The 17,662-nt window shown below is 62.7% G+C and carries 12 protein-coding genes; 7 read left to right on the plus strand and 5 right to left on the minus strand.

The features are described from left to right. Nucleotides 1-12: 12 nt before the first annotated feature. The 3 genes from WOC76_RS02985 to WOC76_RS02995 form a co-directional block, all read right to left on the minus strand. Nucleotides 13-1,812 (minus strand): PHA/PHB synthase family protein, encoded by a 1,800-nt coding sequence (locus WOC76_RS02985; RefSeq protein WP_341103977.1) that lies wholly within the window; start codon nt 1,810-1,812, stop codon nt 13-15. A 66-nt stretch (nt 1,813-1,878) separates the two neighbouring features. After that, on the minus strand, nt 1,879-2,874 hold the full coding sequence (locus WOC76_RS02990; protein ID WP_341103976.1) for a ribose-phosphate diphosphokinase: 996 nt from the start codon (nt 2,872-2,874) through the stop codon (nt 1,879-1,881). Continuing rightward, nucleotides 2,871-3,935: an alpha/beta fold hydrolase gene (locus WOC76_RS02995; protein ID WP_341103974.1), complete on the minus strand. Its 1,065-nt coding sequence runs from the start codon at nt 3,933-3,935 to the stop codon at nt 2,871-2,873. Before WOC76_RS02995 ends, WOC76_RS02990 begins: the two co-directional genes overlap by 4 nt. An 80-nt stretch (nt 3,936-4,015) precedes the next feature. Between WOC76_RS02995 and WOC76_RS03000 the strand changes: the two genes are divergently transcribed. The 4 genes from WOC76_RS03000 (at nt 4,016) to WOC76_RS03015 (ending at nt 9,852) form a co-directional block, all read left to right on the plus strand. After that, complete coding sequence (locus WOC76_RS03000; protein ID WP_341103972.1) at nt 4,016-5,053, plus strand: hypothetical protein; 1,038 nt, start codon at nt 4,016-4,018, stop codon at nt 5,051-5,053. Nucleotides 5,054-5,070: 17 nt separating this feature from the next. Beyond that, the gene (locus WOC76_RS03005; protein ID WP_341103971.1) at nt 5,071-5,730 is read left to right on the plus strand and encodes a phosphoribosyltransferase; all 660 of its coding nucleotides are present in this window, start codon (nt 5,071-5,073) and stop codon (nt 5,728-5,730) included. Between the two features lie 86 nt (nt 5,731-5,816). Beyond that, the gene (gene ppsA, locus WOC76_RS03010; RefSeq protein WP_341103969.1) at nt 5,817-8,264 is read left to right on the plus strand and encodes a phosphoenolpyruvate synthase; all 2,448 of its coding nucleotides are present in this window, start codon (nt 5,817-5,819) and stop codon (nt 8,262-8,264) included. Between the two features lie 271 nt (nt 8,265-8,535). Beyond that, nucleotides 8,536-9,852 (plus strand): carbohydrate porin, encoded by a 1,317-nt coding sequence (locus WOC76_RS03015; protein WP_341103968.1) that lies wholly within the window; start codon nt 8,536-8,538, stop codon nt 9,850-9,852. Nucleotides 9,853-9,866: 14 nt separating this feature from the next. Here the strand turns inward: WOC76_RS03015 and WOC76_RS03020 are convergent, their stop codons facing one another. Beyond that, nucleotides 9,867-10,532 carry a hypothetical protein gene (locus tag WOC76_RS03020; protein ID WP_341431266.1) on the minus strand — a complete coding sequence of 222 codons (666 nt, stop codon included), beginning with the start codon at nt 10,530-10,532 and terminating at the stop codon, nt 9,867-9,869. Nucleotides 10,533-10,935: 403 nt separating this feature from the next. Between WOC76_RS03020 and WOC76_RS03025 the strand changes: the two genes are divergently transcribed. The 3 genes from WOC76_RS03025 (at nt 10,936) to WOC76_RS03035 (ending at nt 14,028) form a co-directional block, all read left to right on the plus strand. Then, the gene (locus WOC76_RS03025) at nt 10,936-11,394 is read left to right on the plus strand and encodes a hypothetical protein (protein ID WP_341389599.1); all 459 of its coding nucleotides are present in this window, start codon (nt 10,936-10,938) and stop codon (nt 11,392-11,394) included. 3 nt (nt 11,395-11,397) lie between these two features. After that, on the plus strand, nt 11,398-11,733 hold the full coding sequence (locus WOC76_RS03030) for a hypothetical protein (RefSeq protein WP_341103964.1): 336 nt from the start codon (nt 11,398-11,400) through the stop codon (nt 11,731-11,733). 354 nt (nt 11,734-12,087) lie between these two features. Continuing rightward, complete coding sequence (locus WOC76_RS03035) at nt 12,088-14,028, plus strand: carbohydrate porin (RefSeq protein ID WP_341103962.1); 1,941 nt, start codon at nt 12,088-12,090, stop codon at nt 14,026-14,028. A 363-nt stretch (nt 14,029-14,391) separates the two neighbouring features. Here WOC76_RS03035 and WOC76_RS03040 read toward each other — a convergent pair whose 3' ends face one another. Continuing rightward, nucleotides 14,392-17,649 (minus strand): efflux RND transporter permease subunit, encoded by a 3,258-nt coding sequence (locus WOC76_RS03040; RefSeq protein ID WP_341103960.1) that lies wholly within the window; start codon nt 17,647-17,649, stop codon nt 14,392-14,394. Between the last annotated feature and the right edge of the window lie 13 nt (nt 17,650-17,662).

Genomic DNA, 17,662 nt, shown 5'->3' on the forward strand with positions numbered 1-17,662 from the left:
TTCCGCGCAAATTCACCGCTGGCGGACATAGCTCCCCGGCGCGGATTCGAGCGGCGCATAACCGTTTTCGCGCGCCCCCATCGGCGGCGGGGCGACGCGCGCGGCTGCGCTGTGGCGCTCGAGCCATGCCGCCCAGGCGGGCCACCAGGAGCCTTCGACGCGCTTGGCGCGCTCGCGCCAGCGGTCGGCGCTCACGTAGCGATCGGTCCGCGCGCGCACGCCAATATGGAAGCGGCGGCCCGGATGGCCAGGCTCCGAGACGACGCCGGCGTTGTGCCCGCCATTGGTGAGCACGAAGGTCATGTCGTTGTCGGTGAAGAGATGGACCTTGTAGACCGAGCGCCAGGGCGAAATATGATCCGTCTCCGTGCCGACGACGAACATCGGCGCGTCGATGTCCTTCAAGGCGATCACTTCGTCCTCGACCGCGAAGCGTCCGGCGGTGAGGCGGTTCTCCAGAAAGAGCCCGCGCAGATATTGCGCATGCATGAGATAGGGCATGCGCGTCTGATCGGCGCTCCAGGCCATGAGGTCGGTCGCATGTTCGCGCTCGCCGAGCAGATATTCCCGGATCGCGCGCGCCCAGAACAGTTCGTTGGAGCGCAGCGCCATGAAGACGCCCGCCATCTGATGCGTGTCGAGATAGCCCTGATCCCACATCATGTCTTCGAGAAAGGCGACCTGCGCCGCATCGACGAAGAGCATGAGGTCGCCGGGCTCGCTGAAATCCGTCTGCGAGGCGAGGAGCGTCACGGAAGCGAGACGGTCGTCGCCGTCGCGCGCCATGGTCGCGACGGCGATGGAGAGCAGCGTGCCGCCGAGGCAATAGCCGACGGCGTGAATCTTTCGCCCCGGCACAATCGCTCGAACGGCGTCGAGCGCCTCCATGATTCCCTGCGTGCGATAATCGTCGAGCGTGATGTCGCGATCCTCGGCGGAAGGGTTGCGCCACGAAATCATGAAGACCGTGAAACCCTGCTCGACGAGATAGCGCACGAGCGAATGATAGGGGGCAAGATCGAGAACGTAATATTTCATGATCCAGGCGGGGACGATCAGCAGCGGCTCGGCAAGCACGTTCTCCGTCGCCGGCTCGTACTGGATCAGCTCCATGAGATGATTGCGAAAGATCACCTCGCCCGGCGTCGCCGCGACATCCTCGCCCACGACGAAGCCATTGCCGTTTTCGCTGTGCGTCGCGACATCGAGAAAATCCTCGATGAAATGTTCGAACCCGCGCAGCAGATTGGCGCCGCCTTCCCGCTGCGTGCGGTCGATGACCACCGGGTTGAGCCAGGGCTGGTTCGACGGCGAGAAGGCGTCGAGATATTTGAGCGCGAGAAAGGAGACGCGCGCGGCGTTGTTCGGCCGCATCCCCCGCGTCTCGCGCGTCGCCTTGCGCCACCATTGCCGCTGCGCCAGGAAAGCCTGCTCGATGAAGAGATAGGGGAAGGTACCCCAGGCCGGATCGTCGAAGCGCCGGTCGCCGGGCTCGGGCGGAAAAGGCCGCTCGGCCTTGTCGCTCACCAGATTGTGCAGCCCGAAATGCGCGAGCCGCGCGGCGGAGGACCAGGCGTCGATCGCAAGCTCCATCTGCCGGCCGGGGGCCTGGACGAGATGCGCAGCCCAATCGACCCAGGCCGAGAGTTGCGCATGCGGCGATATGCCCTGCGTGAAGCGCGCGGCTGTCGCCTGGGCGACGCGGTCCACCGTCTCGAAGGATTGCGGCCGCAGGATCGGCGGGAGCGGCGGCGAGGCGCGGCGATCCTGCGGGCGGGGCGCGTCGGCGCGGCGTGTCGGCAAGGACGTCATGGCTCTCCTGAAAATGCGTTCGTCTTCGACAATGGGGACGAATTGTAGCGCTTCCATGAAGGCGCGTCAGGGGCCGTCCGCCAGCAATTGCGTGATCGAGCCGTTCTCGCTGCGGCGGCGGATGGCTTGCGCAATCAGTCCGGCGAGCGGAAGAACCAGGAGCCGCCCGCCGAGCGCCTGCGCGACCGCGCCGTCTGGCGCGACGGGGACCGAGTCGGTCACGATGAGCCGGTCGACGGGCGCGTCGCCCAGGACTTGCGGCGCCGCCTGTGCGAAAACGCCATGCGTCGCCAGCGCGAAGACCTGCGCCGCGCCCTGTGCGCGGCAGGCGGCGGCCGTGCGCGCGATGGTGCCGCCGCCGGCAATGAGATCGTCGAGGATGAGGGCGATGCGCCCCGCCACGTCGCCCGCGAAAAGCTCGCCCGTGACGCGGCCCTCGCTGCGCACCTTGTCCATGAAAGCCTTGGCGACGGGGCGTTGCAGCAGACGCTCCAGCCTCTGGCGAAAAAGCTCGGCGCGCTTCTCGCCGCCGAGATCCGGCGACACGACCGCAACCGGCGCCTGCCCGACGAGGGGCAAGAGACGCCTCGCGAACAACGCATGGGCGTCGAGCGGAATGGATTCGCAGCGAAAGGCGTTCTCGAAGGCCGCGACGTTGTGCGCGTCGACCGTCATCACCGCATCGGCGCGCATGGCCTCGAAGAGCTGCGCGACATAGCGCGTCGTGATCGGATCGCGCGGCTTGGTGCGCCGGTCCTTGCGCGAGAAGGCGAGATAGGGCGCGACGGCCGTGACGCGGGCGGCGCCGCCGTCCCTGAGCGCGCCGATGAAGAACAGGAGCTTGAGGAGCTTCTCCGACCCGCTCGCGCCCGGTTGCCCATAGAGGCTCGAAATCACATAGGCGTCGGCGCCGCGAACGCTTTCGAGCGGCCGCAGCTTGTATTCGCCGTCCTCGAAATCGCGCTCCTCCATCGGCGCGAGCGCGAGGCCGAGAGACGCGGCGACCGCCTCGCCGAAGGCCCGGCTGTCGCCGAGCGCGAAGATCGTGGGATGCGCCTTCATCTTCGGGCCTCCTCGAGCCACGCGGCGACGCGCGGCCATTGCGTTTCTATGGTGCGCCGGCCCATGAAGAGCGCAAGATGGCTGCAGGGCGCCTGCGCCGTCTCCGCGCGGCCTTGCGCAAGACGTGTGACGGCCAGCGCCTGCGCCGGCGGCGCGATGGCGTCTCTCTCGCCGATGAGTAGGAACAGCGGCTGGCGCAGCGCGCGCAGATCGATGCTGCGCCCGAGCGCCGGAAAGCCGCCGGAGGCGAGCAGATTGTCGCGATAGAGCCTCGAGAACACTTCCTGAAAATAAGGCCCCGGCAGATCGAGCGGGCGCCGGTCCCAGTCCCGAAAGGCGGCGATCGCCTGCTGCGCCTCAGGTCCGGCGAAGGGCGGGTCGATCTCGAGCGAGTCGACGAGCCGTTTCTCTTCGTCGTCTTCGCGCGGCCAGACCGTCGCCATGCGCTCGCCCCTCACGCAGCCGCCGCCCATGTCGATGAGGCGGCGAATGTCTTCCTCGCAGGTCGAGGCGACCGGCTCCGACAAGGCCGAGGGCGCCGCCCTCACATCGACAGGCGTTCCGACGAGAACGATGCGGGCGGCCTTGGCGGGAAAACGCGCCGCATAGACGAGCGAAAGCCAGCCGCCCTGGCACAGGCCGACAAGATCGACCGGCGCGCCGACGTCGTCGATGGCGACATTGAGCGCCGCGAGAAGGTCGTCCGTCGTCGCGCGGCAGGTGGCGCGCGTCGCGGATTTCCACTCGATGAGGAAAAGACGCGGGCAACCATGGCGGAGCAGGGCCGAGATCAGACTGTGGCCGGGGGCGAGATCGGCGATCTGCGCGTCGTGCAGGGCGAAGGGCGCCAGAACGACGACGGGCCGAGCAGCGTTTCCGGTCGAAAAGTCCCAAAGACGCAGCGCGGCGAGGTCGAGCGCGAGACGCGCGGGCGTCGCCCATTGCGGCGGCGGCCGCGACTCCGGCACCGCGCCTGCCCCGACCTCGAAGAGGCGCCGCCAGAATTCGAGGGAGGCCAACGGCCAGCCGGTGAAATCCCGTGTCCAATCGTGGAAGGCCATCGCCTTTTCCGTCCCGCCCGCGAGCGGGCTATCATATGTGATGAAGGATCGGAAAGGCGAACGATGGCGGGAGCGGAGCAGTGAGCAGGGACGGCCTTACCGAAAGCGTCGAGGGATTGCGCCCCTCCACGGCGGAGAAGCTGCGCTTTCTGAGCGCGCCGGCGTCCTATCCGCTCCGGCCTGCTTCGGTCGAGGTCATCGAGACTCATATGTCCTATGTCTTCCTCGCCGGCGATCGCGCCTACAAGCTCAAGAAGCCGGTGCGCTATCCTTTCCTGGATTTCTCGACGCTTCAGGCGCGTGAGCGCGATTGCCGGGAGGAAGCGCGCCTCAACCGGCGCCTTGCGCCCGATGTCTATCTCGGCGTGACGCCGCTCACCGCGCAAGGCGACAGGCTGATGATCGGCGGCGGCGGCGCCGTGGTCGACTGGCTCGTCGAGATGCGGCGCCTCCCCTGCGACCTCATGCTCGACAGGATCATTGCGGCGGGCGGCCCGAGCGCGGCGCAGCTTGTCGACATCTGCGACGTTCTGGCGCGCTTCTACCGCGGCGCCGAGCCGAGCTTTCTCGCGCCCGAGGACTATGCCGAGCGTTTTTTCGTCGAGGAACGCATGAACCGCGAGATTTTGACGCGGCCGGATTTCGCCTTCCGCGACGAGGCGGCGCGCTTGCTCGATCAACTCGACGCGCGCCTCGTCGCGGCGCGTGCGACGCTCGAGGCGCGCCAGCGCGAGGGGCGCGTCGTCGACGGCCATGGCGATCTGAGGCCCGAGCATATCTGCCTCGATCATCCCCCTGTGATTTTCGACTGCCTCGAATTCAATGCGGCGCTCCGGCAGGTGGATCCTTTCGATGAGATCGCACTGCTCGGCGTCGAATGCGCGCAACTTGGCGCAGACGCGCTGTTGCGGCGATTCACGGAAGAGCTGGCGCGACGGCTCGGATGCGCGCCGCCCTTCGAACTCGTCGCGCTTTATGGCGCCTGGCGGGCGGCCCTGCGCGCGCGTCTCTCCTTCGCGCATCTCCTGGAGCCCGCGCCGCGCAACCCTCAGAAATGGACGCCGCTCGCGCGCCGCTATCTCTCGATCGCCTCGCGCCTTCTGGCTCAGGAATTTTGAAGGGAAGGAGGAGAACCGTGCCGTTTATCGACCGTGAAGAGGCTGGCCGGCGGCTCGCGGAGGAATTGGCGCCGCGTGTTTCGGGCGAGGATGTCGTCGTCTTCGCCTTGCCGCGCGGCGGCGCGCCGGTGGCGGCGCCGATCGCCGAGGCGCTGAACGCCCCGCTCGATCTGGCGCTCGTGCGCAAGATCGGCGCGCCCTATCAGCCAGAGCTCGCCATGGGCGCCGTCGCCGACAGCGGAACGCCCGTCGTCGTGCGCAATGAAGACGTGATCGAGCTTCTCGGCGTGAGCGAAGCGCGCTTCGATGAGGCCTGCGCACGCGAATGCGCCGAGATCGGGCGGCGACGGGGCCTCTATCTCGGAACGCGATCCCGCGCCGACGCGAAAGGGCGGACGGCCATCGTCGTGGACGATGGCGTGGCGACCGGCGCGACCACGCGCGCGGCGCTGCGGGCGGTGCGCATACAGGCGCCCAAACGGCTCATTCTCGCCGTCCCCGTCGCCTCGACCGAAGCCCTCGAACTGCTGCGCGCCGAGGCCGACGAAATTCTCTGCCTCGAGGCGCATGAGTATTTCAGGGGCGTCGGCGGCTATTACGCCGATTTCCAGCAAGTCGGCGACGCGGAAGTGATCGCGCTCCTCGATCGCTACGGGCCCGGCGCGGCGCGCGGCTAAATGCCTCGCTGTCGCGGCGACCAGGCGCAGGTTTATTTTCTTCGCGTCTCTTTCGATTGCGGCGCAAAACACGAGAAGTGGTGAAGATGCACGACAAGGATCAGCCGGTTCACTCCCCGACGCGCGGCGCGGGCCGCTATGTCCGCTTCTTTTCGCAGATCGGAATCGAGGACGTGCCGCTCGTCGGCGGCAAGAACGCCTCGCTCGGCGAGATGTATCGCGAGCTGACGGCGAAGGGCCTTCGCGTTCCCAACGGCTTCGCGGTGACGGCCGAAGCCTATCGCCATGTCCTCGACGCTGCCGGCGCCTGGGGCGCGCTCGAGGCGGCGCTCGACGGCCTCGACGCGGACGATGTGGAGGACCTCGCGCGCCGCGCCGCGCAGGCCCGCGACATCGTCTATGGCGCCGGCCTGCCGGCGGAAGTCGAGGCCGACATACGCGCGGGCCTCGCGCGGCTCGTCGAGGAATATGGCGCAGATGTTTCTGTCGCGGTCCGCTCGTCGGCGACGGCGGAGGATTTGCCGAGCGCCAGTTTCGCGGGGCAGCACGACACCTATCTCAACGTGCAGGGCGCGGCGGCCGTGCTCGACGCCGTGCGCCACTGTTTTGCGAGCCTCTTTACCGACCGCGCCATCCGTTACCGGATCGACAATGGCTTCGATCATTTCAAGGTCTTCAATTCCGTCGCCGTCATGAAGATGGTGCGCTCCGATCTCGCCGCGTCGGGCGTCATTTTTACAATAGACACGGAAACCGGCTTCAAGGACGTGGTGTTCATCACGGGCGCCTATGGGCTCGGCGAGAATGTCGTGCAGGGCGCCGTCGATCCCGACGAGTTTTACGTTTTCAAGCCGACTTACGAGGCGGGAAAGCGCGCGGTGCTGAAGCGCACGCTCGGGCCAAAGAAGATCAAGATGATCTTCTCGAGCCGCGGTCGCGCGACGACGCGCAATATTCCGACCGACCGCAAGGAGCGTGAGAAATACTGCATCACCGACGCCGAGGCGCTGACGCTCGCGGGTCAGGCGATCACGATCGAAAAACATTACAGCGCCAAGGCCGGCGCGCCGCGCCCCATGGATATCGAATGGGCCAAGGATGGCGTCGACGGCGAGCTTTATATCGTGCAGGCGCGCCCCGAAACCGTCGCGTCGCGGAAGAATCGCAACGTCATCCAGGAATATCGCGTCAAATCGCACGGCCTCGTGAAGGTCGAGGGCCGCGCCGTCGGTGCGAGGATCGCCTCGGGCAGGGCGCGGGTCGTCGAACATGCGAGCGAACTCTCCAAATTCGTTCCCGGCGAAATCCTCGTCGCCGACACGACGTCTCCCGACTGGGGCACGGTGATGAAATCGGCGGCGGGCATCGTCACCAATCGCGGCGGGCGCACCTGCCACGCGGCGATCGTGGCGCGCGAGCTCGGCATTCCCGCCATCGTCGGAACCGACCGCGCGACGCATCTCATCCGCACGGGCGACCTCATCGCGGTGAGCTGCGCGGAGGGAGACGTGGGCAAGGTCTATGAGGGCGAGATCGACTTCGACGTGATCGAAACGGATCTGTCCAGCCTGCCGAGGCCCGTGACCCATGTGATGATGAATGTCGGCAATCCGGAGGTCGCCTTCGGCGTCGCCGCGCTCCCCAACGACGGCGTCGGACTGGCGCGCATGGAGTTCATCATCTCCGAGTCGATCAAGGCGCACCCGATGGCGCTAATTCATCCGGAAAAACTCGATGAGACCGAGCGGGCTCAGATTGCGTCGCTGACGGCGCATTATCCGAGCCCGCGCGATTATTTCGTCGAGCGCCTGTCGGAGGGCGTCGGAACCATTGCCGCGGCCTTCTATCCCAAGCCCGTCATCGTGCGCATGTCGGACTTCAAGAGCAATGAATATGCGACGCTGCTCGGCGGGCGCGCCTTCGAGGGCAGGGAAGAAAATCCGATGATCGGCTTTCGCGGGGCCTCGCGCTACGCGCATCCCAATTATCGCGAGGGCTTCGCGCTCGAATGCGCCGCGATGAAGCGCGTGCGCGACGAGATGGGCTTGACCAATGTGAGGCTCATGATCCCCTTCTGCCGGCGCGTCGAGGAAGCGGAGCGCGTGTTATCGCTCATGCGCGAGCTCGGCCTCGAACGCGGGAGGGACGGGCTCGAAATCTACGTCATGTGCGAAATCCCCAACAATGTGCTACTCATCGACGACTTCTCGAAGCATTTCGACGGCTTCTCGATCGGCTCCAACGATCTGACCCAGCTGACGCTCGGCGTCGATCGCGATTCCGAAATCGTGGCCTTCGATTTCGACGAGCGCGACGAGGGCGTGAAGACGATCATTCGCATGGCGATCGAAGGGGCGAAGCGCAACGGGCGTCATATCGGCATCTGCGGGCAGGCGCCTTCGGATTATCCCGAGATCGCCGAGTTCCTCGTTCGGCTCGGCATCGACTCCATGAGCCTCAATCCGGACACCATCCTCGACGCTACGACGCGTATCCTCGAACTCGAAAAGACGCTCGGCCGCGTCCGACAATAGCGGCGAGAGGGGCGATCGCGGCGGCATGATGCGAAAAACGGCCCGGCGGTACATCCGCGCTCGGGCCGTTTTTCTCCGGCGGGACGGCCGCCGGCTCTTTCAAGAGATAGGCGCGGATCGGACGGTTGCAAGGCGGACCGTCCTTCGCGCGGTTTGGATTAAACAATTTTTGGCTGTTGCGAAGCTGTCCTAGCCGCGCCGGCGCAAAATATGCACTCTCGCCCACGGTTGTCGAAGCAGGCGGGGAGGCGTTTTGGAACGGATCAGCTTAATGGCGCGGGCTCTGGCGGCGGCCGCGTGTCTTTGCGCCGGCGCCGCATCCGCCGGGGCTGTCCCCGGCGGCAAAGGCGGCGCGGCCCGCGCGCCCGAGAGCGCCTCCCTGTTGACCAGGAAATCCTTCGCCGACGCGCCGGACGGACCCAAGGCGTTACTCCGCCGCTTCGGGATCGACGCCGACGTCTGGGTCACGCAGTTCTTCCAAGGCATCGCGGCGGGCGCGAACGACGGCCTGTCCCGCTATGGCGGCAAGGTCGACGGCTTCCTGAAGATTGACGCCGAAAAGCTCGGCCTGTGGCGCGGCCTGCGCGTCAATGCGCAATACGAGCATTACTTCGGCCTGAATATCAACAACAAGGACTTCACCCTTGTGCCGGTGAATGCGGCGCAGGCCTTTGTCGCGAGTCAAAGCTATCATTCGGCGCTGTCGGTGGTCGTGACGCAGCAATTGAGCGAGCAACTATCGCTGAGCGTCGGCAAGTTCAACATGATGACAGTCGCCTCGCAGACGCCGCTGATCGGCGGCGGCGGGCTCGACACATTCATGAACCGCGCCTTCGCCTTGCCCTCCACCGGCATCGGCGTCGCCTCGGCGCGCACTGTCGCCGACCGGCTCATCGTCTCGCCGCCCTATATCCTCGGCGGCATTGCGACGCTGAAGACGCAGGTCGCGACGATGACGCTCGTTTTCGCCGATCCGCGCAACGCCGCCAATCCGCGCGTGCTCCAGCGTCCCTTCGAGCGCGGCGTCGGCGTCGTCGGCGGCGTCACCGTGCCCATCGAGATCGCCGGGCTGCGCGGCTTTCACACGCTGCGCGGCGGCTACAGCAATGCGCGCGGCTTCGATCTTGACGACACCGACGACCTGCGCGCGCGGCTCGTCACGCGTCAGCCAATCACCAAGAAAGGCTTCTGGCTCGCCTCCTATGCGGTCCAGCAATATCTCGTCGCGAGCGCCGACGATCCATCCGTGGGCTGGGGGTTATTTGGCCTCGCGACGCTTTCGGACGGCAATCCGAACCCCGTGCGCTGGAGCGCGCTCGCGGGCCTTGCAGGCAATAATCTGCTGCCGGGCCGGGTAAATGATCAGTGGGGCGTCGGCTTTTTCCACTATGGCCTGACGACGCCGCTTCTTGCGGGCCTTGCGGATCTGCGCCTCTACCGGCGCAGCGAAGGCGGCGTCGAGGCCTTTTACAATTGGGCGATCACGCCCTGGGTGCGGCTCTCGGGCGATTTGCAGATTGTCGAGCCCTGGAACGCCCTGAAACCGCGCGCCACCTATATGGCGCTGCGCCTCCAGACGCGCTTTTGAAAGCGGCCTGAATATCAGCAGAGGCCCACTTCCTGATAACGCTCGAACAGGCCAGGGCAGCGCGACGCAAGCGGATTCTGGAATCTCTTGATCACATTGCCGACCGGACCCGAATAGACTTTCCCGATCACATTGTCGCGAAGATAATCGAGACGGAATGTTCGGCAAATTTGCTCGCCGTCGGGAGAGCATACGGAGCAGGTGATCTCCTCGAGAAAAACGCCTTTCTCCGAGAGCCGGTTCATCACGGAAAAAAAAGATTCGATCAGGGCCAGGTTCGTCTCTGCGCCCCTGAAAGCCGGGTTGACGCAGACCGAGACAAAGTAAAGGTTGTAAATGCCCGGCTCGGTCAGCTTCATATATGAACTTGCGCTCAGGTCGGTCTCGCTGGCTGCGCCTGATTTCAAAGCTCGGTACAATTCCTCATCGACCGCCGCCGTTTGCCAATAGGCTGCAAGATCGCGACCTTCGGAAACGATCGCGCGCCATGTCTCGGGGTGCTGTGAAAAGACAGGCAACCATTGGCGCAGGCTGCCCATAGCCTGGCAGCTCTGAGAATAAAGGCTGCGATCCAGTTCCCTGATACGTATCAGCAGATCCTGCACATTCCAGTTGAGATGCTTCAAGTCCCCAAGGCTAATGAAATTCAAATCCGGCCGCCCGCGATACATGATGCTCAAAACTAAACTCCCTCACACGAGACAAAAACAGCCTAATGATGACGCGTCATATGCGGGCGACGCTTGCCGTGGGTTGTCGCTTAGCAAGGATGGCTTATCGAGGCGAGCGTTTGCTTGATCGAAACGTGTCTGGAGTGTTTCGCTTTGCCAAGCATGGCTGTGTGATTCCGCTCGATCGCCTAGGCCGGAGACACGGGGTCGACATGTCGGACGGTGAGAAAAACGCGCGATCGGGGAACGGCTTTCGCGTCTCGTCCTTCCTTTGAGCGTCGGTTCTGGTTCCAGGGTTGCGCTTGAGCGACGCTGGGGTGCTCGACGGCGACATGGAAATTTCAGGAAATTAATTTATGAATGAAACTATAAGGCGGCGTTCCCGGTTGAGTCCGAAGAGGAGTGGTTTCATATGGAGGCGAAGCCGATCTTGCGTCGCATGTCCTTCTTCGCGGCGGCGCTGGTTTTCATCTCGCTCGCGAATCCGGTTGGCGCTCTTGCTGGCGGCCGCGCGCCGCCGGTTCCTGCAGCGCCTGCGGGCGCCGAGCACGAATTTCTTTCAAGGGCTACACAGAGACATAAGGAGGCGGAGGCTGCGCTGATCGCCGCACAGACTGCGCTGGAGGAGTTTCGGCAAAGCGAAGGCAGGCTGAGGCGTGAATCCCTCGCCAGAACGGGCTCATGGATCGAGCCCGCGCCGCTCTGGCGCAAGAAGATGGCGCTCGAGCAGGCTGTCGCTTCAAGGCGCGCCCTCGAACGGAAAACCTTTGCGCAGCTTTCCAGGGCAAGGAGCGAAGCGCGCCTCAATTCAGAAAGAGTCTGGTCAAAATCACATGCGCCTTCTTGGTTCTCATCCTGGTGGCAGTGGTAAAGATTGCGTGATCATGATTTATTGCCTCGCTTGCGCGCGGTGGCCGCGCCGGGAGCTGGAGCTGGCGATTTGAGTGGGAAAGCAATTGTTCGCGAGCGGATCGAAAATATCGCCGGGGTCAATCGGACATGGTTCGAGTGGAACGGCGCCGCACACCCCGATGACAAGAAGCTCGTGGTCGAGGTCGATTTCGACACGGATCCCAATGCGCCTGGCTTTCAAAGGAGCGTCATCGAAGCGATCTGCGAAACCGTAAGCGCCGCCTTTGAGGAAGAAGTCTTGCTGGGCAGGGAAACGCCTGGCTTCATTTCGGGCGTGAGCATCGTACCCAAGCGATGAACGACGACGCAGGTCAAACTGCGGCCCAACAGCTTTCGCTTTTTTGATCCTCGATGGTTCCGACATTCGCCGCCGCCTGTTGCATCAAGAGCACAAGGTATGAGAATTCGGCCGCGTCCTTATTCTTCGATATTACGTGAACGCGGAGATCGTATATTTTCGTGCAGCCTCTGGTCTCATTTTGGCCGAACGACCTTGTATCAATTGCCGCTCCGGAAAGGCTTGGTCGTCTTTGCGCTCATGGCGCCTGGTTCCTCGGTCGCCTCAGACAGTGCGTCCTTCAGATATAACTGGGCGGGACTGTATCTGGGCGCAAATCTGGGCGCCGCTTTCCCGCTTCATCCAGGCGAGCATTTGCAGGCGCTCAGCGGTTTCGGATCGCCCATCTATGATCTCTATCCGGCAAGCGCGACGCGTCCCGGCGCTACAGCAGGAATCAGCGCCGGCTTCAACTGGCAAAAAGGCCACTGGGTCTGGGGATTGGAGACGGAGCTCGATCTTCTCGACGGGCGCCATGGGCCGAACGGCGTCTTTCCAGCCTCTCCCGTTTATACGGGGCTGCCCATCTTTACGCTCAGCACGAACGCCAGTTCGAATTACTTCGCGAGCTTCCGGGGACGGGTCGGCGTCGCTTACGATCGCGCCTTTGTTTACCTGACAGGGGGCGTCGCAAGCGGCGGCGCGCGCGGACCGGCTTTCCTGTCATTTGGAGGGGGAGCCGATTTTTCCGCGTCGTGGTCGCAATCGTCGCGGATGAAATTCGTGGCGGGAATCGGTTTTGAATACGCCTTCGCGGCAAATTGGTCGACGCGCGCGGAATATCTGTTTTTGAGCCAGTCGATGAATACGCAAATATTCGACAACGGCGCCGGCTTTGACTATGCGTCTCGCCTTCGCAACGAAAATCATGTTTTTCGGATGGGTTTTAATTTTCATTTCGGAGACGAGAACCGCATACCGGGATCGATCGAATATGGAAGGCAAAGCGACCGCGACAGTGAAGACAAGGCGGGCCGGGAGGAGCAATATAGCGTTCATGGCCAGAGTACGACTGTTGCGCAGGCCTACCCCAAGTTTCGCGCCTTCTATGACGGCCCGTTGAGCCTGCCTTCGAAGGGACTTGGCGACGTGCTCACGACCAACAGCCTTTTCCTTGGCGTTCGTCTCTGGGAAGGCGGCGCGGCCTATGTCAATCCGGAGGCGGACCTCGGCTATGGGCTGGCCAATTCCGTCGGGGTCGCGTCCTATGTCGACGGCGTCGCGCAGAAGCTGGGCCGCGCTGCTCCCTACATGCGCTTCGAGCGTTATTTCCTGCGACAGATCATCGGCCTCGACTCGGGCGGAGACCTCTACCACGATCCAGACGAGGGCTCGCGCAGCGAGGTGCTGGAGTCGGTCCAAAACCAGGTTTCGGGCAAGGTCGATAGAGACCGGATCATTGTGACGCTTGGCAAATTCGCCGTTGGAGACGTTTTCGACGATAACGTCTACGCTCACGACCCCACGACAGGCTTCCTGAATTTCGCTTTCAACAATATGGGCGCCTTTGATTATGCGGCCGACTCTTGGGGTTATACATATGGATTGGCCGCCGAGTGGAAGCAGAGCTGGTGGACAGCCCGCGCGGGAGCCTTCCAGCTGTCGACCGTGCCGAACGGCCCGATCATCGAACCCGAGTTGTTCCGCCAATATATGGCGGTGACCGAGTTTGAAGCGCGATACGAGTTGTTTGGCCATCCGGGCGCCGTCAAGTTCCTCCTCTATGGCGACAACGGACGATTTGCGCGGCTTCAGGATGTTGTCGGTCTTGCATATGCGACCGGTGACTTTCCTCCAGACGCCGCGTCGCTTCGCCGTCGTCACTTCAAGACGGGCGGGGGGATAAACATCAAGCAGGAAATCGCCGATGGCGTGGGCTTCTTCGCCCGCGCAAGCGCCGCCGACGGGCGATATGAGACGATTGAATACACTGACGTCGATCGGCAAATTTCCGCTGGCTTTGTCCTCGACGGGAAACTCTGGGGGAGGGAGGACGACGAGATCGGCGTTGCCGGCGCGCTCAGCGGCCTGTCGGGGAGCCATGTGCAATATTTTGCTCTCGGGGGGACCGGAATTTACGTCGGAGACGGCGCCCTCGCATATTCAGGGGAGAAAATTCTTGAAAATTATTACAAGCTGAGCTTCGGCAAGAACCTCGATGCGACCCTGGACTATCAGCTGGTGATCAACCCTGCGTTCAACAGCTCGCGTGGCCCGGTGAATGTCTTCGGATTGCGTTTGCGCGCGGCGTTCTGACCGATCCTGCCGGGTCACGCCGTCATTCGCAGGCGACCGTGATTTCATATGGATTGTCGGTATCCACCACCGTAACTTTGAGATCGACGAGGGCCTGAACCTGGGGGGCTCGGCCTGCGGGATGAACGAGCCTGTATCTTCCGCCGCAAATCGCCTCCGCGCGACTTAGGCAGGACGCTGTCGCGCGCGGGCAGGAAATTCGATAGGCGGCGCGGCTTTCTTTCATGGAGACAGGAACGGCGACGGTATCGGTCGACGGATCCGGGCCGGGGACACTCAAAGCGTTGCAGGAAAGAAACGATAAACCGAACAATGTCGCTATGCCGGTAGAAAAGCACATGGCGTGATTCCCTTTCAGGCTCCTCAGCGGAGTTCCGACTCGCCTTTGGTTTCCAGATCCTGCTTCTTTTCCTGGTTGGCTCTCGTGATCGGCACGAGAAACATCTGACGAAGCGCCGGCGCAACGAGAAGGATCATGATGGGCCCAAACAGCATCCCGCCAACGACCACTGTCGCCAATGGCCGCTGCACCTGTGATCCGACGCCGTGGGAAATCGCAGCCGGAAAAAGGCCGACGCCGGCCGATAGCGCCGTCATGAGCATCGGCCGCATTCTCTGCTCGGCGCCATAGAAAACCGCCTCGCCAAATCCCATGCCCTGAACCATCAGCTCGCGGATATAGGTGATGTTCAAGATGCCGTCCATCACAGCGACGCCGAACAGCGAGATGAAGCCGATCGCGGCTGATACGCTGAAATTCAGCCCTGAAACATAGAGAGCGATCACGCCTCCGCCCATGGCGAAAGGAATGCCGCCGAATGCGAGGAGACTTTCGCGCATGGAGTTGAACAAGCCATACAGGAGCAGTAAAACGAGCGCGAGCGTCACAGGGATGACGACCATCAGCCGTTTCTTGGCTTCCTGGAGATTTTCGAATTCTCCCGCCCAGAGGATCTGATAGCCGGTCGGAAGCTTGATCGCTTTAGCGACCCGCGCCTGGGCCTCGGCGACCGTGCTGCCGAGATCTCGCCCGCGTATGCTGAATTTGATGGGGACGTAGCGTTGACCGCGTTCCCGGTAAACGAATGACGCGCCGGTATCCAGGGAGATGTCCGCAAGCTCTTTCAGCGGCACATACGTATTGACCCCATTCCCGTTAGCGTAGCCCACCCTGACATTGCCAACGGCGTCAATCGATTTCCGATATTGCGGAGCGAGACGGACGAGAACGGGAAACTGGCGATCCGCTTCGAGAACGGTCGTGGCGACAGTTCCGCCCATCGCCGATTGAACGACGGCGTTCACGTCGCCAATCGTCAGCCCATATCGCGCCGCCTTCGCGCGATCCACCTTGACGTTGAGATTTGGCTGGCCGATGACATGGAACATGCCGAGGTCCTCCACCCCGGGAACATCGCTCACCACCTTCAATGTCCGCTCGGCCAGATCTTCCAGCACCTCGAGGTCGGGACCGACGATCTTGATCGAATTCGCGCCTTTGACGCCCGAAAGGGCTTCCTGGATATTGTCCTGGATATATTGAGAGAAGTTGAAATTGACGCCCGGAAGCTCTTGCCCGAATTCCTTCTCGATCTCTTCGGTGAGCCGTTCCTTGGTCAGACCTTCGGGCCACTGATCAAACGGCTTCAAAGGCGCGAACAGTTCGACATTGGAAAAGGGCGACGCATCCGAGCCGTTGTCGGGACGTCCGTGCTGCGAGACGACGGTAATGACCTCGGGGTGGCGTAGCAGGATCGCGCGCATCTTCCGCGCCGCAGAGGTGCCCGCATCCAGAGAGACCGTTGGCGGCAAGGAGGCCCTGATCCAGAGATTTCCTTCTTCCAGCGTCGGCAGGAATTCGCTGCCCAACCTTGTCGCCACGAGGAACGAGAGAAACAGGAAGGCTGCGCCCGCGGCGATGGTCTTCTTTGCGTTATCGAGTGAGAATTTCAGGGCGGGCGTATAGATCGACCTCAGCCGCTGGACCAGCCAGGTCTCGACTTCCTTGGCGTTTTCAGGAAGCACGATGGATGCGAGAACCGGCGTCACCGTGAATGTCGCGAGAAGAGCGCCCGCGAGGGCGTAAGCATAGGTCCGGGCCATGGGACCGAAGATTTGCCCCTCGACGCCCGTCATCGTGAACAGGGGAAGAAAAGCGACAATCGTAATCGTCGCGGTGAAGAACACGGCCTTGTCGACCTGTAGCGCGCTGACGAAGATCAATCGAAGGCGATCGGTCCACAGTTGCGACGAGCCGGCGGTCTCTGTCGCCGCGGTGGGGTCGGGTCCCCAGAATCCTTCCGCCAGGAGCTGGAGGAGCTGAAGCCGCTTGTCCCGGGTGGCCTGAAAATTACGGAAAATATTTTCGACCATGATGACGGCCGAGTCGACGATGATGCCGAAATCCACCGCGCCGACGGAGAGGAGATTGGCGTCCTCCCCCTGCAGGACGAGGACGATGATCGCGAAGAAAAGCGCAAAGGGGATATTCACGGCGACTGTCAGGGCGCTTCTCAGGTCTCCAAGGAAAATCCACTGAATGAGAAACACCAGGATCATGCCGAAATAGAGATTGTGCAGAACGGTGTGAGTCGTGACGTCGACAAGCGCGCCACGATCATAATAGGGATCGATGTAAACGCCCGAAGGCAGGGACCCGTCGCTATTGATCCGGTCGATCTCTTCCTTGACCTTGGGAAGCATGTCGTTGGTATGCTGCGTGCGACCCATGAGGATAATGGCCGCTGCGATGTCATCTTGAAAATCGCGACCGGCGATGCCCAGCCTCGGCACGAATCCGACCGTGACCCTGGCGATGTCCCGCACTCTTACGGGCACGCCATTCGACTGGCCAAGAACGATATTTTCTATGTCTTCGGTTCGATAGCCGGCTGTAAGGTCCGCGCCGCCTCCGTCGTTGATCAGGCCGACGCCCCTGATATTGACGGATTGCTGTCCGACTTCAATTTCACGGCCGCCCACATTGATGTTGGAGTTGCCGATCGCCGAAATGACCTGCGGGATCGTGACGTTGTGGGCTTCGAGTTTGGGAAGCTCGACTTCGACGGAGAACTGCTTCGTCGTCCCTCCCCATGAGGTGACCTGAACTATTCCGGGGACGGTCAGCAGGCGTCTCGCGACAATCCAGTCCTGGACCGTGCGCGTGTTCGTCAAGCCGAAATTTGGCGGCGCCTTGACCTGGTAGCGGTAGATCTCGCCCGTGAGACTCGATTGCTGTATCTGCGGCGTGACGTTGTTTGGAAGATTGACGTTCTGCTGGAGATTGAGCGCGACCTGCGTTCGCGCGAAATAATAATCCGTGCCGTATTTGAACGTGACGCGGATGAAACTGAGCCCGTAGAAGGAGGTCGAGCGGATGTTGGTGACGCCGGGGGTCGAGTACAGCCCGATCTCGATTGGGATCGTATAGTATTTTTCCATCTCTTCGGCGGAAAGACCGGGCGACTGCGCGGAGATTTCGACGATGACGGGAGCCGGGTTCGGATAGGCTTCGATGTTCAATCTGGAGAATGCGACCAGGCCCGCAATTGCGAAGGTGATGACGCCGATCACAACGATGGCGCGGCGCGTCAGGCCGAATTCGAGAATGGATTTGAGCAATCGTGTTCTCCGC

This window comes from Methylocystis sp. IM3, assembly GCF_038070105.1.
Taxonomy (GTDB): Bacteria; Pseudomonadota; Alphaproteobacteria; order Rhizobiales; family Beijerinckiaceae; genus Methylocystis.